This window comes from Lysobacter sp. P5_B12 (genome assembly GCF_056400425.1).
Genome location: NZ_JBFULG010000003.1, coordinates 69,565 through 92,894 on the forward strand (window position 1 = coordinate 69,565; position 23,330 = coordinate 92,894).

At 63.7% G+C, this 23,330-nt stretch carries 25 protein-coding genes and 1 pseudogene; 8 read left to right on the forward strand and 18 right to left on the reverse strand.

The annotated features are described in order from the left end of the window. The first annotated feature begins 3 nt into the window (after positions 1 to 3). The 6 genes from AC1DOM_RS06455 to AC1DOM_RS06480 all read left to right on the forward strand — a co-directional run bounded on the left by AC1DOM_RS06455 (position 4) and on the right by AC1DOM_RS06480 (position 6,472). Entirely contained in the window at positions 4 to 1,026 is a 1,023-nt protein-coding gene (locus tag AC1DOM_RS06455; RefSeq protein ID WP_498961431.1) for a DUF2955 domain-containing protein, read from the forward strand. A 15-nt stretch (positions 1,027 to 1,041) separates the two neighbouring features. Beyond that, a complete protein-coding gene (locus AC1DOM_RS06460) occupies positions 1,042 to 1,491 on the forward strand; it encodes an ion channel (RefSeq protein ID WP_498961433.1) in 450 nt (149 codons plus the stop codon). Between the two features lie 337 nt (positions 1,492 to 1,828). Beyond that, on the forward strand, positions 1,829 to 2,068 hold the full coding sequence (locus tag AC1DOM_RS06465; RefSeq protein ID WP_498961435.1) for a hypothetical protein: 240 nt from the start codon (positions 1,829 to 1,831) through the stop codon (positions 2,066 to 2,068). Between the two features lie 385 nt (positions 2,069 to 2,453). Continuing rightward, positions 2,454 to 2,855: a DUF2541 family protein gene (locus tag AC1DOM_RS06470; RefSeq protein ID WP_498961437.1), complete on the forward strand. Its 402-nt coding sequence runs from the start codon at positions 2,454 to 2,456 to the stop codon at positions 2,853 to 2,855. A gap of 106 nt (positions 2,856 to 2,961) precedes the next feature. After that, entirely contained in the window at positions 2,962 to 4,044 is a 1,083-nt protein-coding gene (locus AC1DOM_RS06475; RefSeq protein WP_498961439.1) for an OmpA family protein, read from the forward strand. A gap of 2,185 nt (positions 4,045 to 6,229) precedes the next feature. Beyond that, on the forward strand, positions 6,230 to 6,472 hold the full coding sequence (locus AC1DOM_RS06480) for a DUF2188 domain-containing protein (protein ID WP_498961441.1): 243 nt from the start codon (positions 6,230 to 6,232) through the stop codon (positions 6,470 to 6,472). A 6-nt stretch (positions 6,473 to 6,478) separates the two neighbouring features. Here AC1DOM_RS06480 and AC1DOM_RS06485 read toward each other — a convergent pair whose 3' ends face one another. Beyond that, complete coding sequence (locus AC1DOM_RS06485; protein WP_498961443.1) at positions 6,479 to 6,733, reverse strand: hypothetical protein; 255 nt, start codon at positions 6,731 to 6,733, stop codon at positions 6,479 to 6,481. Positions 6,734 to 7,190: 457 nt separating this feature from the next. On the opposite strand from AC1DOM_RS06485, the gene AC1DOM_RS06490 reads away from it, so the two are divergent. After that, positions 7,191 to 7,637, forward strand: coding sequence for a hypothetical protein (locus AC1DOM_RS06490; protein WP_498961444.1), 447 nt, complete (start codon positions 7,191 to 7,193; stop codon positions 7,635 to 7,637). 293 nt (positions 7,638 to 7,930) lie between these two features. Then, complete coding sequence (locus tag AC1DOM_RS06495; protein WP_498961446.1) at positions 7,931 to 8,215, forward strand: hypothetical protein; 285 nt, start codon at positions 7,931 to 7,933, stop codon at positions 8,213 to 8,215. A 33-nt stretch (positions 8,216 to 8,248) separates the two neighbouring features. On the opposite strand, the gene AC1DOM_RS06500 is transcribed toward AC1DOM_RS06495, so the two are convergent. From AC1DOM_RS06500 to AC1DOM_RS06580, 17 genes and pseudogenes are all read right to left on the reverse strand, one after another. After that, positions 8,249 to 9,109, reverse strand: a complete 861-nt coding sequence (locus AC1DOM_RS06500) for an NAD(P)H-hydrate dehydratase (protein ID WP_498961448.1) — start codon at positions 9,107 to 9,109, stop codon at positions 8,249 to 8,251. After that, complete coding sequence (locus AC1DOM_RS06505) at positions 9,106 to 9,873, reverse strand: histidine phosphatase family protein (RefSeq protein WP_498961450.1); 768 nt, start codon at positions 9,871 to 9,873, stop codon at positions 9,106 to 9,108. Before AC1DOM_RS06505 ends, AC1DOM_RS06500 begins: the two co-directional genes overlap by 4 nt. 40 nt (positions 9,874 to 9,913) lie before the next feature. Continuing rightward, positions 9,914 to 10,747: a substrate-binding domain-containing protein gene (locus AC1DOM_RS06510; protein WP_498961452.1), complete on the reverse strand. Its 834-nt coding sequence runs from the start codon at positions 10,745 to 10,747 to the stop codon at positions 9,914 to 9,916. Next, positions 10,744 to 12,549 (reverse strand): PQQ-dependent catabolism-associated beta-propeller protein, encoded by a 1,806-nt coding sequence (locus AC1DOM_RS06515; protein WP_498961454.1) that lies wholly within the window; start codon positions 12,547 to 12,549, stop codon positions 10,744 to 10,746. The genes AC1DOM_RS06510 and AC1DOM_RS06515 overlap by 4 nt, the downstream gene beginning before the upstream one ends. After that, positions 12,546 to 12,845 (reverse strand): hypothetical protein, encoded by a 300-nt coding sequence (locus AC1DOM_RS06520; protein ID WP_498961456.1) that lies wholly within the window; start codon positions 12,843 to 12,845, stop codon positions 12,546 to 12,548. The genes AC1DOM_RS06515 and AC1DOM_RS06520 overlap by 4 nt, the downstream gene beginning before the upstream one ends. A 53-nt stretch (positions 12,846 to 12,898) precedes the next feature. After that, the gene (locus tag AC1DOM_RS06525) at positions 12,899 to 13,510 is read right to left on the reverse strand and encodes a cytochrome c oxidase subunit 3 family protein (protein ID WP_498961458.1); all 612 of its coding nucleotides are present in this window, start codon (positions 13,508 to 13,510) and stop codon (positions 12,899 to 12,901) included. Beyond that, positions 13,507 to 15,432 carry a cytochrome c oxidase subunit I gene (gene ctaD, locus AC1DOM_RS06530; RefSeq protein WP_498961460.1) on the reverse strand — a complete coding sequence of 642 codons (1,926 nt, stop codon included), beginning with the start codon at positions 15,430 to 15,432 and terminating at the stop codon, positions 13,507 to 13,509. The genes AC1DOM_RS06525 and ctaD overlap by 4 nt, the downstream gene beginning before the upstream one ends. After that, on the reverse strand, positions 15,432 to 16,298 hold the full coding sequence (locus AC1DOM_RS06535; protein WP_498961935.1) for a cytochrome c oxidase subunit II: 867 nt from the start codon (positions 16,296 to 16,298) through the stop codon (positions 15,432 to 15,434). The genes ctaD and AC1DOM_RS06535 overlap by 1 nt, the downstream gene beginning before the upstream one ends. A gap of 74 nt (positions 16,299 to 16,372) precedes the next feature. Then, complete coding sequence (locus tag AC1DOM_RS06540) at positions 16,373 to 16,909, reverse strand: c-type cytochrome (RefSeq protein ID WP_498961462.1); 537 nt, start codon at positions 16,907 to 16,909, stop codon at positions 16,373 to 16,375. A 10-nt stretch (positions 16,910 to 16,919) separates the two neighbouring features. Further along, positions 16,920 to 18,683 (reverse strand): methanol/ethanol family PQQ-dependent dehydrogenase, encoded by a 1,764-nt coding sequence (locus tag AC1DOM_RS06545; protein ID WP_498961464.1) that lies wholly within the window; start codon positions 18,681 to 18,683, stop codon positions 16,920 to 16,922. Next, complete coding sequence (locus AC1DOM_RS06550) at positions 18,680 to 18,961, reverse strand: hypothetical protein (protein WP_498961466.1); 282 nt, start codon at positions 18,959 to 18,961, stop codon at positions 18,680 to 18,682. Before AC1DOM_RS06550 ends, AC1DOM_RS06545 begins: the two co-directional genes overlap by 4 nt. Next, entirely contained in the window at positions 18,958 to 19,329 is a 372-nt protein-coding gene (locus tag AC1DOM_RS06555; protein WP_498961468.1) for a hypothetical protein, read from the reverse strand. The genes AC1DOM_RS06550 and AC1DOM_RS06555 overlap by 4 nt, the downstream gene beginning before the upstream one ends. Continuing rightward, positions 19,326 to 20,552, reverse strand: a complete 1,227-nt coding sequence (locus tag AC1DOM_RS06560; protein WP_498961470.1) for an NRAMP family divalent metal transporter — start codon at positions 20,550 to 20,552, stop codon at positions 19,326 to 19,328. The genes AC1DOM_RS06555 and AC1DOM_RS06560 overlap by 4 nt, the downstream gene beginning before the upstream one ends. Next, on the reverse strand, positions 20,549 to 20,929 hold the full coding sequence (locus tag AC1DOM_RS06565) for a hypothetical protein (protein WP_498961472.1): 381 nt from the start codon (positions 20,927 to 20,929) through the stop codon (positions 20,549 to 20,551). Before AC1DOM_RS06565 ends, AC1DOM_RS06560 begins: the two co-directional genes overlap by 4 nt. 142 nt (positions 20,930 to 21,071) lie before the next feature. Continuing rightward, positions 21,072 to 21,254 (reverse strand): annotated as a pseudogene (locus tag AC1DOM_RS06570) (DJ-1/PfpI family protein); the annotation flags it as partial. A 16-nt stretch (positions 21,255 to 21,270) separates the two neighbouring features. Further along, positions 21,271 to 21,465, reverse strand: a complete 195-nt coding sequence (locus AC1DOM_RS06575; RefSeq protein WP_498961474.1) for a hypothetical protein — start codon at positions 21,463 to 21,465, stop codon at positions 21,271 to 21,273. A 266-nt stretch (positions 21,466 to 21,731) separates the two neighbouring features. Beyond that, positions 21,732 to 23,120: a choice-of-anchor Q domain-containing protein gene (locus AC1DOM_RS06580; RefSeq protein ID WP_498961476.1), complete on the reverse strand. Its 1,389-nt coding sequence runs from the start codon at positions 23,118 to 23,120 to the stop codon at positions 21,732 to 21,734. Between the last annotated feature and the right edge of the window lie 210 nt (positions 23,121 to 23,330).

Sequence of the window (23,330 nt, forward strand, 5' to 3'; positions counted from 1 at the left end):
GTGATGCCATTGGCCGCCAGGCGGACGTTCCGGATCGCAGCCGTGATGGGGCTGTCGTTGGCGCTGGCCTATGGCTTCGGCATGCCATTGCCGTTCCTCGCACCGTTGTTCGCGATCCTCCTCACTGCAACGCCCGCAGCGCCGATGGGGCCGAAAAGCCTGTTGGGTTTGTTGGTCGTCGTGTCGATCACGCTGGGCACTGGGCTGGTGCTGGCGCCGGTGCTTCGCTACTACCCATGGTCCGGCGTGATGCTAATCGCCGTGGGGCTGTTCGTGAGCACCTACCTGGGCGTGGGGATGGGGAAAGGCCTGGTGTCGACCTTGTTGACGATTGGCCTGACGATGATTCCCGCCGCCGCACTCGTCGAACACGCCCTGGCCCGATCCGTCGTCCAGGCAATGCTGATCGGCATCGCGATGGCCATCGCGTGCCAATCGATCGTCTATCCGTTCGTCCCCGAAGACCGGATCGTCGCGCCTCCCGCCAAGTTACCGGAGACTGACGCGTACTGGACGGCGTGGATCTCCCTGCGCACGATGATCATCGTCCTGCCGCCAGTGCTGATGGCCTTCACCAATCCGTCGTTGTATATGGCGATCATCATGAAGGCTGTCATGCTCGGACAGCAGGGCTCGGCAGTCACCGCACGTGCAGCCGGCAAGGAGCTGCTCGGTTCCACCTTCCTGGCCGGCGTCTTCGCGATGGCGTTCTGGTTCGCCTTGCAGGCGTGGCCCACCCTGTGGATGTTCTTTCTCTGGATGTTGCTGTTCGGAGTGTACGTAGGCGCGAAACTGTACGGCGTGATCCCGACGCGATTCCAGCCGTCGTTCTGGGTCAACGTAGGCGTGACGATGCTCATCCTCATCGGTCCCGCCGTCGAAGACAGCAACGGTGGTGATGTGCGGTCTGCATTCGCTCAACGCTTCTTTCTGTTTGTCGCGGTGACCTCGTACGCGTGGTTCGCGATCGTGGTGCTCGAACGGTTGCGTGCGGGCCATGCCGCACGGCGATTGCGCGCGGCATAGCGCCGGAGGTGCATGATGTTGCTGAATGTCGTGATCGGGCTGTCGACGATGGCCGTCTGCCTTTTGCTGCAGTCGGTGCTGATCGTAGTGGCCATGCGCCATTATCTGCGACGCAACTACCTTGGCACCTCGCCTTCCGCATGGCGCACGCTCGTAACGCTGAATGCCGTGATGTCATTGCTGGTCATCGGCAACTTGGCACAGGTGGTGATATGGGCTCTGGTGTTTCGCCTCCTCGGCGAGTTCGATGCGCTGGATCTGGCCGTGTATCACTCGGCCGTGAATTTCGCGAGTTTGGGCTATGGCGACATCGTGATGTCCGAACGTTTCCGACTGCTGGGCCCGCTCGAAGCGATCAACGGCGTGCTGATGATCGGTGTGTCGACAGCGGGGTTGATGACTACGCTGCAAGATGCGTACGGCAAGACACGGGCCGCAACGGACGAGTCGATGCGTCGGAATTGATTCGCGTATGGTTATGGAGGCGTTATTTGAGCGGAAGAACACGGTAAACCACCGAAAACCGAGCGATGAGCCGCCGCGTCGAGATTTCTTTGACTTAGGGAATTGAACTACGCTATCGCTCGCCATGATCGTTCTCCAGCGGAACGGTTGTGGAAGGCGCGGCCGGGCACCTCCAGTACTCGGCCGCGCCGCTTTCCGCGCCTTGCCGGACGAGTTTGTGTTGCGAGGCAAAACTGCGGAGCCACACAGGTTTGAGAACCGTAGTTTTACGGAGCCGCTCCCAGTTCTTTTTCGGGTGCGCTGACCAATTCGGAGGCGCAACATCATCCTGCCGCCCATGAAGCCGAAGCTCGCCAACCTGGAAGACGTGAAGCTTGATTGGGTGCTGGGCGCCAGGGCGGTTCGCGCGAGCGACGGCTCCACGTCCCAGGTGTTATGGGAGAACCCGGAATCAGGAGCAACGACGGACGACCTGTGTATCCGCGTGCGGCAAGTGTCCCCGGCGTACGTAGGCCCAGTGCGCGAAAAGTTGCGTCAGATGTTGACTGATTCGCAAGCGCTACGCCGGTGGATCTAGCTAGTCGCGTACTTAAAGCGGAACGGAGCACGGATGGATTGAGCCGCATCGGGATTCTCATTGCGGAACAGCAGAACCGAATTGAGCTACGAATACGGCTTTCCGCGAAATCGAGGCTTTGCGCTTCGGGCCCCGGCGCTATGAGGCTTGACGCTTGGGATGTCCGAATGCTTCGACTCGGTTGGGCCGCAGTGATCAAAGGAATTCAGAGGGAGTCGGCGCGCCACGCACGATATCCCGGCGGCCTTGATGCGAAAGTTTATGGAGACGTTAGGTGAGCGGAACAAAAGCATTAAAACGCTCTGGCATCCGACGCGCGGTGACCGGCCGCAACGATGGCTTGCGTAGCATGCCAAGCCAATCTTTAAAAACTGAGGACACATCGATGAAAAGCAGTTTGCTCAACATTGTGGCCATTGCTTCCTTAGCGCTCCTGTCGACGCCGAGTGCGATGGCAAAGGACCAATGGTTCTCGCTGGGCCAACAGACGATCCAGGCCGCCGATCCCAGCGTGGAGATCAAGAGCCAAGGCGGCCGCTGGGACAAGGATGTCAAGCAGGTCAAGATCGGCGTGGATGGCGCGGACGTCACGATCAGCAAGCTCGTGCTGCATTGGGACAACCGGCCCGATGCGACGATGGATAATGTAGGCACACTGAAATCCGGCGGCGAAACCGCACCGTACAACGCGCCGGGCCTCAAGGCCCGCCTGAAGTCGACGACAATCTACTACACGATCGGCGGCGGCAAGACGAGCGCGACCATCAAGGTGATGGGATACGACTGATTGAGGCGATCACGAGACCTCGAACATCAACGACCGCAAACCAAGCCTGGCGGGTGATCGAGCGGCGGCTGAGACACGGTACGCTCGCGCAGGACAAGGAGTTAACATGAAGCGTCTGACACAACTGTCCATGGGGATTCTTTCGGGGGTTTTGTTTGGCGTATTCGCCGAGTCGTCGTTGGCGATCGAGGTGCTCACCAAGGATGATTTCGTCAACAACGTGGTGAAGAAAGAGCAGCTGGTTAAGGTCGCGGACAACGCAATCTTCCTTCTCGACACATCGTCTTCGATGAACGAGAAATTCGCGGGAACGGACACGCCGAAGATCCGGGTGATGAAGGACGTGCTGGAACAGCGCAACACGTGGTTCCCAGACATCGGGCACCACATCGGCATTTACACGTACACGAACTGGCAGGACAACTATCCGGTGCAGCCGTACAACCGCGAAAAGGTCGCTGCCGCGCTCGCGTCGGTGCGCGACAAGGGCGGGGGGGCTACGGCGTTGAATAGCGGGCTGCAAAAACTCGAGCCTATCCTGAAGCAGTTGACGGGACGCACCGCGGTCTTCGTGTTCTCGGATGGCGAGTACACTGGTGCAGATCCCGGCGGAACCGCCAGGCGCTTGGCGAAAAATTACGACATCTGCTTCTACGTGATCAGCACCGCCACGCCCAAGCGCGAAGCCGCGCTGCGCGACGACATCGCCTCGCTGAACAACTGCTCACGCCTGATTCCGCTGGCCGATTTCGTCAATCGTCCCGAGTACACGACGGGCGCGCTCTACGATGTCAAGGTTACCGAACAAGTCGTCACGACCACCCAGCAACGAATCACCGGTTTGAAGACTGACGACATCAACTTCGCTACCAACAAATCGGAACTCGCCGCGGACGACAAGGCGGAACTGGACAAGATCGCGGAGTTTATGAGTGTGAAGCCGGATGCGTTTGCGGTAGTCGCCGGCTACACCGACGATGTCGGCGGCCGCGACCACAACGAAGGCCTCTCGCGTCGCCGCGCGGAAATGGTCGGGCGCTATCTGAAGGAAGCCCACGGCATTGCTAGCGACCGCATCGTGCTGTTCTGGTACGGCCCGAACAACCCACTCGTGCCGAACGACTCGGCGGAGAACCAGGCGAAGAACCGGCGCGTGGAGATCAGGGTGGGGTTGCGGGGGGCGACTTGATCTGTGTGCGCTGAATAACAGGGCGTATGCGAAAACGGAAAGGCCACCTTGGGTGGGGGCCTTTTCGTTCAATAGGATTGAGAGCTACCCCGGATGAGAATGGGAAGATCCGAATTTCGATGCGTCTGTCTTGGTGCGGGTTGATGATCTCCGGCCAATGCTCACCCGGCGTTTAGGTTAGGGCGGCTTGTGTTAGATGCTTGGCGGGTGGTCCAGCGCTGCTAGCTAGCGACAAAGAGTCCGGAGTCGGCCCGGTCATGCCCGACGACCACCCGCCGAAGTCCGGGCTCACCGACACGCCGCGCGCCCCGGTTAAAGGGGGYGCAACCTCACTTGCTAAGACACGACGCCCCTTGGGAGAACGCGCGGCGACGCCCAATTCCCAAGCGGCGCGAACGCGAGTTCTTACCTCTGGCCATTTGGCGTTTGCTCTATCCGATGCTTGCCACGCGTGTTCTGCGTAGTAGCTAACGACCTCCCATTGCACGTTACGAAAGCACAAGTTGAGCGTTGCCGCGAAGGACTGGATTTCGACATCCAGAGCGGTGGAAACATGTTGCGCGTGCATAACAGTTCACCTTCAAGTGACTCGAATTCAACGCTTCCAGGCGTCGGGATGTTCATCCAGATGCCAAGGCAGAGCGCCTGTTCTGCGCTGGCGCAGCAATGGCGTTTCCGACAAGAGCGGCCATCCCGTACGCGTAGGGGCAGGGTGCGGCGCGAGACTTTGGAGGATGACGGTGGCTCGGCGTCGGCGCTTACTTCTGGGCGACTTCTGGCGGCCTCCAGGACCGCTGATTCGCGCCACCGGGGGCGGAGCGGAATGGAACGCTTCTGAGAGACCCAGCGAAAGCGATCCGTGAGCTAGGCGTGCCTACTATGGACCTGTTCTCCCCGCGTGCGGGAGCCCGTTGGGTTTCGGGCAGACGGCGCTTGGACACACCGTGCGCCCCGTATAGGCGCCAACTTTAGGCAGCCTGCCCTTCGAAGTGCTGGAGGACGCTTTCGCGTATTTCCTCCCAACGCTGTGCGGCGGGAAGTTGCGACCACGCACGCTCCGCGTAGGGCTCAATTTCGGCCCACGGCTCCCCGCTGAAGACCTCTCTAAGCACGAGCGCGAAGGCGGCTGGCGTCAACGATTCGTCGTGGCTGAAGTCCCGCATGTCACACCCCCACTGGTGAGCCACGGAGTGCGAAAACTAGCGCTACGAAAAGCCGGTTTCAAGTACCCGAATTGGTCTCCGAGCCAAAGCGATCGCCCGAGGGTGAATCAGAGTTAAAAACCCGCAGTTTTCCTAGAGGGCGTGCTAACGCAGGCCGGCGCATTTTCGGGGTATTCCCCTCCAGGGAAGGAGTCCTGGGACGTAATGGCCCAAGACGATCCATCCGATCAGGGTTTCGTCCCGGCCCCCCCCCTTGCCGGGGCGTTTTGTGGTCGGATACCTCGCGCCCTCGCGCGATAACGGATGCGCTCCCGGTGTCGAATGGGCGGCATGACTGCGCGTCCAGGAGCACAGATAACCACGCCCGAAAGCGCGCACCCTTCTGGGGCGCTGCGAGCCACACGGCGAGATCCTCTGCAGGCGCGGCGGGAAGCTTTCGTCGAAACGGTACGTCCCGAACGCCCATCGCCCTGGGCGGCGTCATGGGATTTGCCAACGGATCGAGCGTCGCCCGGTTGGCAATGCTATGGGAGTGACGAAGCCTGCATCTCGCCGATAGCCAAGATGGCCTTCGATCACGGCGACAGGCCCCGCCCGCCGTCATCGTGGTCACGCAGTCGGTGATCAATCCAATGGGTACGCCGCCGATCCTTGGTGGGACAGGCGGTCCCGCGCATATCCGTTTGTCGCGTAGCGACGCGGAGAGAAATCTGACCGAGAGTGATAGCTGCAGTGACCAATTGCAGCACGACCGTTGCGGCGCGCGATATCGTGGCCAGTCCAAGCAATCCCGTGTCGGTGAGTGCTCCGACGTGGATGGCACGAGAGAGGCTGATGCTGAAGCCCAGGGAATGAATGCTTTTGGACGGCAGGGCCGACTGGGTTTTTCAAACAGACATTGGGACATGGCCACTCGGTGACAACAGACACGAGGTGACCTTCGATATCTGGTCTAGGAGCATTGGCCGCAGGCCGGCGCCCGTTCCGTTCGGTGGGAAACAAATCGTCCAGGAACAACAGCGATGGCCAGGTTCTATTACTACGTCGTGAACTCGGGCACCCGATGGGAAGTAACGTTCGATGGCCAAGGCGGCGATCGTCAATACATCTATCAGACGCAGCAGGACGCGATAAGCGCAGCCGTGAATGCAGCTCACGCGTATCACGAACGCGGAGAGCTAACGGGCGTCAGAGTCCAAGGTGCGAATGGTCAATGGCGAGACGAGCGGACCTACGGAAATGATCCCAGCTCGCCTCGCGGCTAGTGGCATCTAGTCGGACCGCCCAACGACCCCTTCGAGCCAGTGTTCGACAATCTGGATCGCCTCCATCTCGCTCTCGCAAGTCACGCTGCGAACCCGCGTCGTGTCTTGATGCAGATTGAAGATCGCTAACCATGGGCGGCCGGGCATGCAGGTCACGGCCGCATAGGTGTCGCCTAGTGCGCCGCCGCGCTTCAGATGCATCCCCGCATCGGTGAGGGAGTGGGGAAGGATCGGGTGCCACGAGAAATCGGACTCGTTCATGGGGCGAGCCTACGCGCACCTCGTCTCACGCGGCGATTGTCCTTTGGGGCAAATCTCCCGATGCCGCAAAGACTCAGCCGAGCGTTCCGCTAGGGATTGGTCGCCGCAGTGTCGCGAACTGATCGAGATACACACTGTCAGACATGCCGGCGGGCGTGTAGGTCCGCGCGACCCAGTCCGCGCCCACGGGCGCAACCCGCAACCTGTAGACCGCGACGTGGCCGGTAGAAAGGTGATGCTCGAATAACTCCGGTACCTCGGCCATCCAGCGGCAATCGCCGTGAATGGCCCGCCGACAAACTGGACCAGAACAAGAGTGTCTTGGCTCATAGGTATCCCCCTGGGCCAGTCTAGCGACCTAGCGGAACATGGGCGAGACCCGCGCCGTGGCGGCCCACCTAAGGGCAGCGGCAGATCGTCAACCATCGTGGCGCGTGCATAAAATTGCAGTTCACCCATGGCTACGAAAATGATTCAGCGACGGATCGAGGTCCACCCAGAAGGGCGCCGGGTCGAGTTGGGTTATCAGGGGCCGGTCACCTTCCACGACAGGATCGGCACGTTAGACGTGCTAGCCCCGCTCGTAAGTGAGGGCGAGCTCACCCGCGTGCTGATTGATTACACGCAGGCCTGGGTGAACTCCCCTTCGGTGGAGGTTTTTGAGCGACTGGAAGCGCGGATGCGAAGTGAATCAAGCATGAGCTGGCTGAGGATCGCGCTAGTTAATCCACCCGATATCCACGCTGCGCCCACCGAGGGAATTGCCACCACCATCGGGTCAAGGTGCGCCACTTCAAAGGCCGCGCTGGCGCGATCGCCTGGCTCAGTCGCGGTCATGATGCCTCTTAACACCGATGGACCCCATCAGGGACCCCTGTCGAACGACCGTTTCGAACCAAAGTGACATTGCGAGCGCGCTGGCACGACTACCGAGCTAGCTGCGGAAGTACGGAACGCATGGCGCCATTGTCGGCTTGACTGCGATTTGGGCGTGGTATGTCGCCATACGTCTCCTGCATTCCCCATTCGCCGCCACGACGGCGTTATGCCCAAGATGCGGCATTGATTCCGTCATTGGCTCCGCCTCCGGTTATCCGATGGAAGCTGAGTTTCTGTCTCGCATATGCATGCCACTGGTTCTCACGACCATGATGCCGCGGGCGATGTCCGCTTTTGGCCGATAGCGGACATTCGACCATGACCGCTTTCGACCCAAAGCGACATTCGATTGTTGGCCCGGTCCGGGCGCGCGTGGTTTATTTGACCGGCCATCACCAGTTCTGCAGCTCAAGCCGGCCGGCCTCACTGAATGCCCTCAACGGATCGGGCGTCGGGTTGCCCTGTCTGCGTGCCTCGTCGAAGACCTCCCGCGGTGTCCAGCTCACCGATCTGGGTGAGGACCGCCTCGGCCGCTGCCAGGACCTTTTCGACGATGTCCCGCGCTATTGGAGTTTCGCGCAGCGCTTGCGGCGCTGCGCGTAGGGCGGTCGAAGTCTGGCGCGTGATATTGCGGCATCAGCCGCCGCGCATCGCATCCATGACGCCGGGAATGCACGCGGGAATTTCCCGTGCGAGGAAGCCGATCCGGCCTTGGGCACGACTCAGCAGCGCCCCGGCTCGCGCATGGAGCGTTACACCCCACACCGCCGCCTGGGCGGCCTCCGCACCTTGCGCGAGCAGCCCGACGATCACGCCCGCCAGCACATCGCCGGATCCCGACGTGCCCAGCCCCACGCAAGCGCCAGCGTGCACCCACACATCGCCATCGGGGGACGCGATCACCGTGTCAGCGCCCTTGAGGACGAGCGTTGCGCGCGAAGCGCGCGCGCACTCCGCGGCGATCGCAAGCTTTTGCGCTGCAATGACGCGCTCGTCCGTGCCGATCAATCCCGCCAGTTCGCCCGTGTGCGGCGTCAGCACGAGATCGCCGGCGCGAGCCGACATGCACGCTCCGATCGCGCCGGCATCGAGGACCACGGCGCTTGCGCGACGCATGATTGCCGATGCGATGCGCAGCGTGCCGCGCGCGGGGTCCATGCCTGGCCCCACCAGCACCGCATCGACATTGCCGATCGCGTGCAGGACGGTTGCATCGAGTCCCGAGATCTCACCGCGTGCATTCGACGGCAAGCCCGTCACCTTCGCTTCCGGCAGGACGATGGCCAGCGGGAGCGCGGCGTGTCGACCCGTGGCGACCTGCAACTTGCCCGCGCCTGCGCGTAGGCTCGCCGTAGCCGCCAGGAGCACCGCACCCGGCACGCTGCGACTTCCGCCTACGATCAGCACGCGTCCGCGTTCTTCCTTGCTGTCGTCGCCGCCGAGCGAGGGCAGGGGCCATCGCCGGAGCATTGCGGTGGTCACGTGCCGGACTTTCATTTCGGTCCCGCAGGTTGGTCGGGCGCGGTCGTGACGGGTGCCCCGGCTTCGGTCAGTGGCAACGCGAGATTGGCCTGCACGAGCCCGAAGCGCGCGTCGGCCGCACCGCGATCGATGGCATATTCGGTGACGCCGCAATTGGGCACATCGCCCTTGGCATCGATCGCCAGCACCTCGCTTTCGCTCATGCATTCCAGCAGGTAGCGGAAACAATTCACGATGACCTGGTGACCGACGATGAGGACGCGGTCGCCGACGTGGTCGCGCCGCAGGACTTCCATGATGCTGCGCAGGCGCAGGATCACGTCGCACCAGCTTTCGCCGCCGGGCGGCCGGAAGTAGAACTTGCCGACCAGCTTCCGCTGCGCAGACAACTCAGGGAAGCGCGCGACGATGCCGTGTCGCGTGTAACGGTCGAGGATGCCGAATTCCTTCTCGCGCAGGCGTTCGTCGACCAGGACGTCGCCCTCGTCGAAGGCGGTGGCGCGCGCGACCGCAAGGCAAGTCTGCTGCGCGCGGACGAAGGGCGAGGATATGAAGATGTTGGGGCGTTCGGCCGTGGGCTTGTCTGCGAACCAGCGCGCGAGCGCCTCGCTCTGCTGCACGCCGAGCGCGGACAGCGGCACGTCCGCATCGCGCACCGCGAGGTCGATCAGTTCCAGACCGGAGGACTCGGCGGTGTCGCGCGCGACATTGCCGGCGCTTTGGCCGTGGCGCACGATCCACAGGCGATCGGGCCAGTCGGTGTGTCGAAGTTTGGGCACGGCGCGCTCCGTCGTTCGCGCCAACGTGACATCGCAAGCGTCAAGGGTGCGTCGCAGTCACGGCCGGCGAGGATTCTCCGGGTGGCAGGTCCTCGATGGTCGGCACACCGTAGTCCTGCAGGATCCTGCGTATTTCGGCGGCATTGCGCTCCAGCGCGCGGTCCAGCTCGCGCCGAAGGCTCACATCTGCCTTGCGCACTCCCATCGATACGTCGAAGCGCATCGGCCATTGCGGGCCGTCGAGCCACGGCGTGACGAGTGCGATGCGCAGCGCCTTGTTCGCGTCTTTTGCGAAGTAGCCTGCCGTGGGGCCCCAGACGATGGCCACGTCGATGTCGCCGGCCGCCACCGCATCGACGATCGCACGTTGCGGCGCGCCGCCGGCGTAGTCGCCGTAGAGCATGTACCCGTGGACGTTGGCGATCAGGCCGCGGCGCGAGAGCGCATGCGCCGGTGGGGTGTTTGCGCCATCGTCGCCGATGAGCTGTACGCCTACGGTCGCCTTCGCCAGTCGCGGATCGTCGAGCGAAGCGAGATCGCCGAGCGCGCCGTCCGCGCGCACGACGAAGACGTAAGCGGACCGGTAGTACGGGCGCGTGGTCGCGACACGCTCCATGCCGCTGACGATGCCCGGGATGATGTCGCAGCTCTCTGCGTCGAGCGTGTTGCGGATCGCACCGCGACGTTGCGGCCACCAGACGTATCGCACCGTCGCATCCATATCGTGCGCGAGTAGCTCGACGATCCTATTTTCGAAACCCTGGCCCGCTCGATTGGAGAAGGGGAGGTTGTTGGGATCGGCACAGACGCGCAGCTCGCGGCCCAGCGCGGGCATCCAGCAAAAAGCGCACGCGAGCAGCAGCCAGCGCTTCATGGCCCCACCGCCACGCCCCACGGCTTGCCGCCGGTGCGTATGGTCGCCATCGTGCGCCGGGTCGCCGCATCGATGACGGTGACATCGCCAGACAGGCCGCTCGCCGCATACACGCGTGTCGCATCGGGCGAGAGCCCGACCCCCCAGTTCCGATGGCCGACCGGGTAGTAGCGCAGAATCTGGCCGGTGCGCGCATCGATTTCGGCGACCTGGTCGCCGCGCCCCAACGCGACGTATGCGCGCGTGCCGTCGTCGGTCAAGGCAATGCCGACTGCCTGCACGGTGTCGGGCGCGCGCGAATCGCGGTCGAAATCGATCGTGCGCACGATCCGACTCGTGCGCATGTCGAACACGGCAACGTTCGCCCGTGCTTCCGACGAGACCCACAGCCAGCGTCCGTCCCTCGAGAACACCGCGTCGCGTGGGCGCGTGCCGACGGGGATGTTGTCGACCACCTCGTGCGTCCTGGCGTCGATGAAGTGCACCAGGCTTGCCGTTTCGGACGTGCACACGACCCATTGCCCGTCCGGGCTGGCGGCGATGCCTTCGGGTTCGGCGCCGACCGGCACTTCGGCGAGCAGCTTGCTCGTTGCGACGTCGACGAAGGACACGAGGGCATCGTCCTCGTTGGCGATATAGATCGTCTTCTCGTCCGGGCTCAGCGCGAAGCGTTCCGGATCGGGGCCGGAAGCAACGTGCCCGACGACTTTGCGGGCCTTCACGTCGACGACATCGATGCGATCATCGTCGCTGACCGCGACATAGAGGCGCTTTCCGGCCTGATCGATCGCAATGCCGCGGGGCCGCTTGCCGACGGCGATGCGGGCCTGAACGCGCCAGCTGGGCGCTTGGATCACGTGGACGACATTCGCTTCCTCATCGCTGACGTACACGGTTTCCGCACGTGCCGCCGGCGCGATGGCTGCCAGTCCGAGCACGGCCACGACGCCCGCGTTCAATCCGCGCGCAAGGAGGGCGACGCCCGCCGCGGCGTGCACGAGTCCGCCCGGCACCCACATCAGCAATCCGGCCAGCTGCTGGTCCTCCGCGGGATTCAAGCCGAAGGCATCCAAGTCGAGTTTCGCGTAGCCGACATACCAAGGGCTGGTCGAAAGGGCCATCAACGCGCCCAGTGCACCCGAGACGATCGCGGTGAAGAACAGACATCCGACCGCCATTCCCACGTTGGCGCGATGCGCACGCAGCACGGCCCACCAGAAGAGCAGGGCGGTCACGAGGAAACTCAGATGCTGTGCGACATGCCATCCCGGCGAGGCGAGTGCGAGATCGAACGCCGGCGGCGCATGCCAGCCCCACAGCGCGACGGCCTGCAACAATGTCGCCCCGACGGGCGCGGTGATCGTTTGCCAGCAACGTTGCCAGCGCGGGTTCAATCCCGCTTCGCCGAGTCGCAAACGCCAACGTTGCGGAAGGGCCCACAAGGCCATGCCGAGGGGACGTGACATCACCAGCAGTGGCGCCGCGATCAGCATCAGCAACTCGTGCTCGACCATGTGCGCGGCGAACGAACGCTCGCCCGCCGCATGCAACGGACTGACGAGCGCGCCGCCAAGCACGAGCCACCCGAGCCCGAACAACACTGCCTGCTTCGACCCGGTGCGCACCGAACGCGCACGCAACCGCGCGAAGCCGATTCCGAACCAGAGCAGGCTGACGAGCAACGGAACGAGTATCCATGCATCGAACGTCCAGCCGGCGCCCGGCGACGCCGCAACGCCATGTGCCAGTGCGTGCAACGGCAACAGCGCAAGACAACCGACCAGGGAGCGCAGCAGCTTCATGTTCCGCATGCCGGGACCACGAACCCCGCGAACGTCTGCCAGGCGACCGCGATCGACAACAACAACGCCGACAGCATCCCGAGCTGCGCCAGGAACCGGCGCCCGCCGCTCCGCGATTCCACCGCATCCAGGCCACGCACCGCGCGCCATGAAATCGCGCACCCCACGGCCATCCACGCAACCACGCCGATCGCCGCGAGCAGGAATAGGCGGCCGTCGCCGAGCCGGCAGTCGAACCGCAACATGTCCGACAGCACCTGATGATGCAGTGCATAGCCGCTGAGGGACGAGAACAACGCCGCCCAGGGTGCACGACGCGAGATGCCTGGCTCGCGCGGGGTGGGACGCGTCACACCCATCGCGGCGTCCAGTAGATCGTGACGTACAGGATCACCCAACTCCAAACGATGAAGCGCCAGTACATGGCGTTGTCCAGGACGTCCGAGAAGCGGCGCCCGTCGATCTTCTGCGGAATTAGGATCGCCGCCAGCACGCCACTGTCGTAGACATCGGTGATCGTATGGAACGTATGCAGCGCGAGCAGGGCCCACACGATCGACCCGTATGCCGTCACGTCCCAACGCACGTTCATCGCGTGCATTTCGAATCCACGCAGCACGATGAGCGCGAGGCCGAACCCGATCAGGAGCAGGATGCCGATCCGAACCGCGCGCGTGTCCTGGCGCCGGGCTTTCTCTTCGAGCCACCGATTGGGGATTTCGCTGAGCACCGCCACCACCGTGAACACCGTGCTCCAGAACAATGGCGGAGGCGCACTGTGCGGCGGCCAGTTGGCTTCGTTGCGCAACAGGTAGAAGTACACGCCGAGCGCCAGGATGAAGCCCATGCCTTCGATCAGCATGAAGCCGACGACGCCCCAGTAGCCCAGCGAGGTCGGGCCGAACGCGTAGTCCGGCAATTCGGAGACATCGCCCGTCGGCAGCCAGCGGCGCGTGGTCATTCGGGCTCGCCCTCTTCATCGGAGGCTTGCGATTCGGGTTGCGACTTGCGCGGCCAGAACCAAATCGTCATGGCGATGCCGGCGGGGATCGCGCCCCAGATGAAACCCCATTGATCGAAGATCGACCAGACGAACGCGATGGTGATAGCGATCGCCGAGAACAGCGGCCAGATGTCCGGCCCGGGCAACTTCCAGCGATTGACCGGGAAGGCGTCGATCGGCGTGGTGAGCAGGACTTCCCGTTCGTCGGTGCGCGTGCCCTGCAGCGCGGGCAGGTCGCCGCGTGGCGCGCCGACATCGTTGGTCCAAAGCGGGTGGCGGTCTTCGACGATGGGGATCGCAGCGAAATTGTACGGCGGGGGAGGCGACTCCGTAGCCCAGGTGAGGTCGGGCGCCCCCCAGGGATCGGCCGGCGCCTTTTCGCCACGCAACATGCTGCGGACCACGTTGATGACGAACAGCAGAACACTCAGCGCGATCAGGTAGGAACCCGCCGTCGCGATCAGGTTCCACAGATCCCACCCTAGGCCTGCCTGGTAGGTGTACACACGCCGCGGCATGCCGATCATCCCGAGCCAGTGCATCGGGAAGAACGTGATGTTGAACCCGATGAGGAAAAACCAGAACTGCCACTTTCCCATCGATTCGGACAACATGCGCCCGGTGAATTTCGGGAACCAGAAAAACAGCGCGCCCATCAGCGGAAAAACCGCGCCGCCGATCAGCACGTAGTGGAAGTGCGCGACGACGAAGTAGGTGTCGTGCACCTGCAGGTCGAGTGGCACCGAGGCCAGCATCACGCCGGTCATGCCGCCGAGGACGAACAAGGCGAAGAACCCGAGGACGAACAGCATGGGCACTCGTAGCGACAACTTGCCCGTGGCCATCGTCGCGATCCAGCAGAACACCTGCACGCCGCTGGGTACCGCGATCAACATGCTCGCGGCGGTGTAAAAGCTGTTGCCGAGCGGTGGGAGGCCCGTCGCGAACATGTGGTGCACCCACAGCCCGAACGATAGAAAGCCCGTGGCAACGAGTGCGAGCACCATCGGGGTGTAGCCGAAGATCGGACGACGTGAGAACGTCTCCACCAGCACGGAGAGCATGCCGAGTGCCGGCATGAAAATGATGTACACCTCCGGATGCCCGAAGAACCAGAACAAATGCTGCCAAAGCAACGGGTCGCCACCTTCGGCCGGGTTGTAGAACTGCGTGCCGACGAGCCGATCGGTGATCAGGAAGGTGCTGCCCAGCATGACCGATGGCATCGCGAAGATCACCATCAACGCCGTCACCAGCATCGCCCACGCGAACAAGGGCATGCGTGCGAGCGTCATTCCCGGAGCACGCATCGTCATGGTGGTCCCGACGATCTCCACGGCGATGCACAAGGCGGAAACCTCGGTGAAGGTGATCATCTGCGCCCAGAAGTCCGTGCGCTTTCCCGGAGAGAAATCCGATGAGGACAGCGGCACGTATCCCGTCCATCCCGCTTCCGGGCCGATGTTCATCGCGAAGGCGATGAAGATCATGATCCCGCCGAACAGATACACCCAGTAGCTGAAGGCGTTGAGTCGAGGGAAAGCGATGTTGCGCGTGCCGAGCATGATCGGCAGCACGAACACCGCGACGGCTTCCATGATCGGTACGGCGAACAGGAACATCATCACCGTGCCGTGCATCGAGAACACCTGGTCGTACTGGTCCGGCCCCAGCAACCTGTTTTCAGGAACGGCGAGCTGCGTGCGCATCGCCAGCGCCAACAAGCCCGCCAGCGCGAAGAAGACGAGCGCCGTTGCGATGTACCTCCGGCCGATGCGCTTGTGGTCTACCGTCTTCAGGAAGCCGAGCAAGCCGGGTCCGTCGGCCCAGGTGTTGAGCAGGGCGACGTCGCGATTGTCGGGGCCGTCGGATGCGTGCATCAGTACAACCCCATCAGATAATCGACGATAGCCGTGGTTTCGGTCGGTGTGAGCGGGACGGCCGGCATGTTCGCGCCGGGTTTGAAATGCTGCGGATCAGAAATCCAGGCCGCCATTTCGCCGCGTCGCATCGGTAGGGTGCCGGCAGCGAGCGTGCGGCGGCTCGCGACGTGCGTGAGATCGGGACCTACGAGGCTGGCCGCATCGGTACCGCGAATGGCATGGCAACTCGCGCAGGCGATGCGCGCGAAGGTCCGTGCGCCGAGTTGCCCGATCGGCGTCGCTGGCGGCAACGACGGCGCACGCTGCCGCGCCTGCCATCTCGCGAAGTCCGCCGCCGATTCCACCTGCACATCGAGGGCCATGTGCGCGTGTTGCAACCCGCAAAATTCCGCGCATTGGCCGCGGAATCGCCCGGCGACGCGCGGGGTCAGCAGGATCGCGTTCGCATGCCCTGGAATCAGGTCTTCCTTTCCACTCAGAGAAGGCACCCAGAAGCTGTGGATCACATCGCCCGCGCGTAGCTCGATCTTCGCGGTGCGGTCGCGCGGCAGGTGCAGCTCGTTTGCGGTCATGAATTGTTTTTGGGGATCGGCATCGAGATATTCGATCTGCCACCACCACTGTTTTGCGGTGATGCGGACTTGCAAAGCGTCATTGCCGGCGTGCAGGCGGCGGTCGGTGAGGTAGCTTGCCGTGACCATCCAAGTGAGCAGTCCGACGACGAGGACCGCGAAGGCAATCAGCGCCTTGTGCAGCAACGGGTCGCGCGCGTGCCCTGTCGAAGTCGCGCGAACACGCGTCAGTAGCACGTAACCGAGCCAGAGCAGGATCGCGATGTAGACCGTGCCGCACATCCACAACATCAACGTCCACACATCTGCGATCGCCGAACCCTGGTCGGCCGACGCGGCGAGCATCGAATGCGCGTGCGGCCCCGTCATGGCTGCGGCGGATTCGCGGCGGACGAATCACCGCCGGCGGGCGGCTGCTTCGGCACCTGCGTCATGGGCGGTGCGGCGGACATGCCTTCTCGACGGCTCGGCGCGCGGTCCTTGCCAACGTTACCGGACATCGCACGGATGTAGGCCGACAGCTGCCAAGCCTGCGCATCGGTGAGTTTGCCCCGCCACGCCGGCATCCCATTCGGACGGCCTTCGACGATACTGGCGTGGATCTGGTCGATATTGCCGCCGAAGCGCCACTGGTCATCCATCAATGCCGGGCCCATGTTGCCGCCGCCCCCGGCGCCGTGGCATCCGGCGCAATTGAACGACTTGTACCAACGCCCGCCTTGCGAGATATGGAAAGCATTGCGTTCGTAGTGTCCGCCGATTGCACTCACCGCCTCCGGTAATCGACCGCCCGGTTGCAGCGTCGTGAGCGACGGATGCGCGCCCTGCAGCTCGGGCGCCTTCGCGTATTCTCGCTGCTCTCGCTCGCAACCACCGCAAAGTGTCGCGGCGATCACGAACACCGCACACAATTCACATGGGAAGCGCGAACACATAGAGCGTGCCTCCAGGTGACGTGCGTGTCTTGAGATCCTTCACGGCGTTGGCGAATCCGCCGCCCGCGGTCGCATCGCGCGTATCGAGGTTGGCCACGACGATGGCCCCGGCCCATCCACCGATGCCGGACAGGATCGCGACGTACTGGCGTCCATCAGGTCCGCGATAACTGATCGGTTGACCGATGATTCCGCTGTCGGTCTTAAACTGCCACAGCAATTTGCCGCTGCGCGCATCGAGCGCCTTGAACCAGCCGTCCATCGTGCCGTAGAACATGATGTCGCCACCGGTAACGAGCGCGCCGCTGTAAAGCGGCAAATCTTCCTTCACCTCCCAGGCAGCCTTGCGTGTCACCGGATTCCACGCAGTCACCACGCCACGATTGCCGCCGGGCCCCGCATACATTTTCACGTCGGCACCGACGTAAGGCGTGCCTGCGATGTAATTCACTTCGTTGGGCTGGAAATCCATGCACAGGTTGATGTGCGGGATGTACAGCAGCCCGGTGCGCGGCGACCATGCGGAGGGATTCCAGTCCTTGGCTCCCGGAGATGCAGGGCATACCTGCCGCACGACGCGCCCGGTCTTGGGTTGCTTCTGCGGGTTGTACGCCGGACGGCCGGTCTTCAGGTCGATGTGCGTGATTGTATTGACAGGGAAGTACGGAGTCGCAGACAGCACCTGGCCTGTTGCCCGATCCATGACGTACACGAAGCCGTTGCGCTCGGCGCGCACGAGTACCTTTCGCTTCGCACCGTCGATGGGAAGGTCCAGCAGCAGGTTTTCGTTGACCGCGTCGTAATCCCACAGGTCGTGCGGACTGAACTGGTAAAACCATCTCGCGCTGCCATCGTCCGGATCGCGCGCGAAGATGCCGGCGCTCCACTTGTTGTCGCCGGGTCGCTGCTCGGCATTCCAGGGTCCGGGATTACCGGTGCCATAGTAGATGAGATCAAGCGCGGGGTCGTACGAAATCCAGCCCCACGAATTGCCGCCGCCAAGTTTCCACGCTTCCCCGGGCCACGTATGCACGCCGAGGTCGCGCCCCCGATCGCTTGCATAGAACGGCTTGAACGAAGGGCCGATGAGCACATCCCTGTCGGGCCCGGTGCTCCAGGCCTTCCATGCGACCTTGCCGGTGTTGACGTCGAGCGCCGTGAGCCAACCGCGCACGCCCATCTCACCGCCCGAGTTGCCGACGAGCACTTTGCCCTTCACCACCATGGGCGCCATGGTTACGGTCTCGCCCTTGTTGATGTCGCCGAGCTTCGTGCGCCACACCGGTTTGCCGCTCGCCGCATCCACTGCGATGGTGTTGCCATCGAGCGTGTTGATGATCACCTTGCCCTGCCAGAAGACCGCCCCGCGATTCACGACATCGCAGCACGCCACGCCTTGCGAGGCCGGGTCAGGCTTTGGGTCGTACATCCATTTTTGCGGAGCGCCCGGTTTCGAGAGGTCCAGCGCGATCAACCGATTCGGAAAGGGTGTAACGATGTACATCGTGTCGCCGACCACGAGCGGGGCCGCCTCTTGCCCACGATTCACCCCGGTGGAGAAGGTGAAGGCGACCTGCAATTTGCCGACGTTCGCGGGCGTAATCTGCGCCAGTGGACTGAAGCGCGTGTTCGCGTAGTCGCCCGGTGCCATGGTCCACTGGCCGTCGGGCTCGGCGGCGTGAACGCACGTGCACAGAAGCGCAACGGCGAAGACAAACCGCTTCGACAGGGCGCGATTCAAGACGAAGGCCCCGGCGGCAGTTCGAGCGCCACGTGCAAACCGTCGGTGCGCAGCTCCAGCGCGCTCCATGGAATCGCGTCTCGATCGGGTTCGAGCCAGCCGAGCCGATCCAGCAGGCCGTAGCGACCGACAAGGACGTGTCCGATCTCGCGCGTCTCATGCAGTGGTTCGGTTTCCGCTGCGCCAGGGCTGCGCACTTCGAACACGTGGCCCATGCGACGCCCGTCTCGTGCGAACAGCGCCATGCCTTTCAGTTGGCTTAATCGCAACGCGCTCATGTCGATGCCTTCTCGCTGCCTGGCAACTTCGCCAGGCGCAGACCGAGCTTGCGGTCGACGGTGCCGAGCCCCAGCGCCGCGGCCCGGGAGCGCAGGCGGATCTGTTCGCCGACCTCGGCCACTTCATGCCACGGCACGCGTGTGCAACGCGTGCCGAAAATGCGCGCGCTCATCCATGCGAACAATGCCGGCAGCCGGGGTCCCCACGCGCCAGGGCCGACCAGCAATGCCACGGCGCGCAGCGGCCTTCCATCATCGCCGCCCTCCATTTCGATATCGTCGACGGTGCCGCAGGGGAGGTCCTCGCAATCCAGGAGCTGGTGGTCGAGCACCTGCCGGCAGAGATCGAGATAAGCCGGGCCGGTCATCCTTCGCCTCCGTGGGTGAGCACGAGCAACGGAATCGCCGCAACCGCCGCGATGCTGGTCACCACGAAGAAGAACCAGCCCAGCGTGTTCGAGAGCCAACCGTTCTTGTAAACGCCCATCACCGCGCTGTCGCGGGAGATCGCCATCAGGGGAAAATAGGTCAGCGGCAGGATCACCACGGAAAAAACGATTGAGTACTCGACGATTCGGATGGGATCCAGGCCAGTGGCGACGATCGCCGCGGCCAGGACGAATACCACCATCCACGCCAGCGCGAAACGCGGTGCCTCGCGCGGCTTGCGATGCTTGCCCCAAGGCCAACCGAAGAACTGGGCGAGGTTGTAGGCGCAGCAGAAGGCGGTTTCGATCGCCGCACCGGCGAAGGCGAAGCACATGCCGGCGAGCAGGACCCACACACCCGCCCGGCCCAGCTCGCTGCCGACCGCCAGCGCGGCCGTGCCCGGAAGCGCGGCTTCGATGTTGCGCGGTCCGAAGAACTCGGAACCGATCACCATCAGGGACACGGCCAGCAGGCTGCCGAGCGTGAAGCCGATGATCACGATGCCGCGGTTGAGCTTGATGTCGCCTGGCGTCCACGCGTCCTCGATCGCGCCCGAGGCGTAGAAATACGTCTCGTAGGGCAGCATCACCGAACTGATGAGCGCCACGGCGTAGTACGCGTACAGCATCCTGTCGTGCGTGGGGACGGTGGGCACCAGGCCCGCGGCCATTTGCGCTTCGTCCGGCCGCATGCGCCAAGCGACGACGGCGACCACGACCAGCATCAGGCCCAGGAGGCCGAACACGCGCTCGATCGCCTTGAACGACAGCGCCCAGACGACGACTAGCAACGCCAGCATCGCGATCGCGAGCAGTGCCCGGTACGGCCAGCCCGTCATCAGCTGCCACAACATCGCGATCGCGCCGATTTCGGCCGAGCATGTCAGCAGGCACACCAGCAACGATGACACGAGCGTGACCGCGCCGAGCCGCAGCCCCGCGCGCTCCCGCACGATGTTGAACACCGGTTGCGCCCGCACCGCTGCGATGCGGCCCGCGATCTCCCCGTAAACCATGATGCCCACAGTGCCCAGGACGACGATCCAGAGCAGCCGATAATCGAAGTGCTGTCCCGCGTTCATCATGAAAGTCAGTTCGCCCACTTCCACGAAACCGCCCATCGCGGTGAGTATCCCGAGGAAGATCTCGAGCAAGCGGCTCATGGCGACGCGAGGGGCAGGTGATGTCGGGCGTGCGTGAGGCGATCGTCGAGGCGGGCCGCCGTCGCTTGGAGGCGCGCAAGCGCGCTTGCCAGGTGGGGAGACGCGGACTTCGATGCAAGGGTCTTGCGCGATTGCCGCACATGTTCCTGCAACTGCTCGAGATGGTGGGCGGTCCAGCGCCAGGACACCACGCCTTGCCGGGCCAGTTGTTCCGTCGCCTCGAACTCGGCCGCCTGCGATTGCAGGGATTGCGCCTGGATTTCAAGCGTGTCCGCATCGAACGGCCTTCGATGTGCGAACAGCAACGCGCCCACGACCAGCGCGAGCAAGCAGGCGAGGATCGCGCCCTGCAGGATCGCTGCGGTTTTTCGATGCATCCCAGCCTCATGTCGTTTCGCCCGCTGCCGATGGATGGTGGGGCGGCGCTGGTCGAGGCTGTGTCAAGCGACGGCCGGGCGAAATCGCATCGGTCTGCACGCGCACGAGGGGGTAGCGCGTGCGGAGTTCCTGCACGTCGCTTCAATGCGTGGTCGCCGGCCGCCCGTCGAGTTGCCCCGCCTCGGCGAGCAGTAGGGCACCGCTGCAGATCGAGCCGAGTCGCTTTACGCGTATTCCGGCGGTATGAAGCCAGTCGACCAAGCGTCGGTCCGCACGTACGACGTCGAGGGCATTACCCATGCCGCCCGAGACGAGCAGCGTGTCCGTGTCGCCGGCCTGTCTACGTAAGGCCGGTCAGGCAGGAGGCGCAGGCCAGAAGCGAGCCGAACAGGATGCGTCGCGGTCGACAGCACGGCGATCTCTCGTACGGCGACGTGACCGAACCGACCTCGGCTGCGACCTCAAGGCCCGCCAGCGCGAACACCTCGAGCGGCCCGGTGATGTCGAGCGACTGCGCACCGTCGTAGACCAGCATGCAGATGGTGCGTGGGCGATCGAAGAGCATTGCAGCGCCAAGAAATCGTGATGCCACATCTTAGTGGCCGCCAAGCCCAGCGTTTCGTCGCCAAGTACTAGATTGGTGGTGATCACGTCCGCTTTTGGCCGTAAGCGGACACCGGATCCTTCGACGGGCCTCGCAGCCCCGAATTACCGCTTCCGACCCAAAGCGGACATTCGTCTGCTTAACTTCCGCCGCGCGGGCACAGGGTTATCCAATCCTTCTGGAACCCCTGCCGACGGTCACCGCTCATACGCCCCGATGTCCGCGCGACCATTCACGACGCGGGGAAATCCCTCGCCGCGTTGGTCGAATTGGTAGTTGTGTGCGTTGTTTCCCGCGTCGATTGCGGGACTGCCGAGCGAGAGAGACTGCGTCTGTGCGCGACCGCCGTTGTCCGCCAGCGGCCCGAGCATCGGGTCCGCCCGGATCGTATCGACCGGCAGCGGCGCGTTGCTGACTTCGATCAGGTTGTCGTCGCCCAGCACGCGCGCGCCAAAGGCTATTTGCGCCCAGAGGTCCTGTGCTTCGGTGCCTACGTAGTTGTCGGCGATGATCGTGCTTCGGAAGCGTACTGGTCCGAACACTGCCACACCACCGATAGGCTCATTCCCGAGGAACGATGCGTCCGCGATGTTATCGGCGATGGTCGAATTCAGCACCAACACCGAGATACCGCCTCGACCGTCGAGGCTGAATCCCGCCGGGCTGAACGCGGAGCGATTGCCGGAGATCGTGCTCTCGCTGATCAGCACGGGCCCTGGGCCGCCGGCCGCCAACGCGGCGGACAGTCGCGCGAGGTTGCCGCTGATGGTCGACTTGTTGATCGTCACGTAACCGTTGAAGCCGGCGACGCCGCCGATGTTCCCCGTCGCGACATTGTTCCGGATGACCGCCCGATCCAGGAACAAGTTAATACCATTGCCGCCACCCACTTCGCCTTGCACGAAGTTGTCGCGGATCGCGCTGTAGGACACATGCAACGTTCCGAAGACGTAGAGACCGCCACCGACCGAGTTGTCGTCTGCGCCTTCGGCCCGATTCGAGAAAACGGCGGCATGGAATAGGATCGCGTCATTGCCGGCGAACACACCGCCGCCCTGCGCGAATCCGCCGATGGGATCCAGGCTGCGCGCGATGCAGTGATGCACTTGCGCATACTCCAGGCGGACGTTGGTCGCCGCTTCGATGCAACCGCCGCCGATGCCGGCGAACCCGCCGTTCGGATCGAGCGCGAAGCCGTTGGCCGCCGTCAACCGCACCAGGCGCAATGTTGCCTGGTTGTCTAACGGCCAAGGCGCGGAAGCAGGGCCGTGGTGTTCGAACACTCGGCTGGCGTGGTTGCCGTCGATGGTGATCCGGCTTTCACCCGCACCGATGACGGTGATGAATTGACCCGTGAACACGATGGCGCCGCTGGTCAACAGAATGCGGTTGCAAGTCAGCGCGCGTAGGTCGATGGTGTCGCCGCTGTTCGCCGCTGCGGCCGCGGCTCGCAGGCTACCGGGGCCTGCATCGTTGCAGTTGGTGACAACGCGCGTCGCTGCACGCGCTCCGGGCACGACGCCCAGCGTGCCGAGAAGCAGCACCGAAGCCAGCAACGCGATTGGTCGAGCAGAGAGGCGGGACATGGCACGAATCCGCGGAGATCAGGATCGCGAAACTGGAACGGTGCGCGTGCATGCAGCGTGCAGGTCGCGTGAATGCGGCGAGAGCATCGCTCCGTGCCCGCGATTCACCTCGATATCTGCAGTCAACGGCGTCTTGGGGCGGGGCGCCAGTGCCCGCCCGTGGCCGAAAGCGGACGCCGATTGCATTCGACGGGCTGGCAGAGCGGAGTG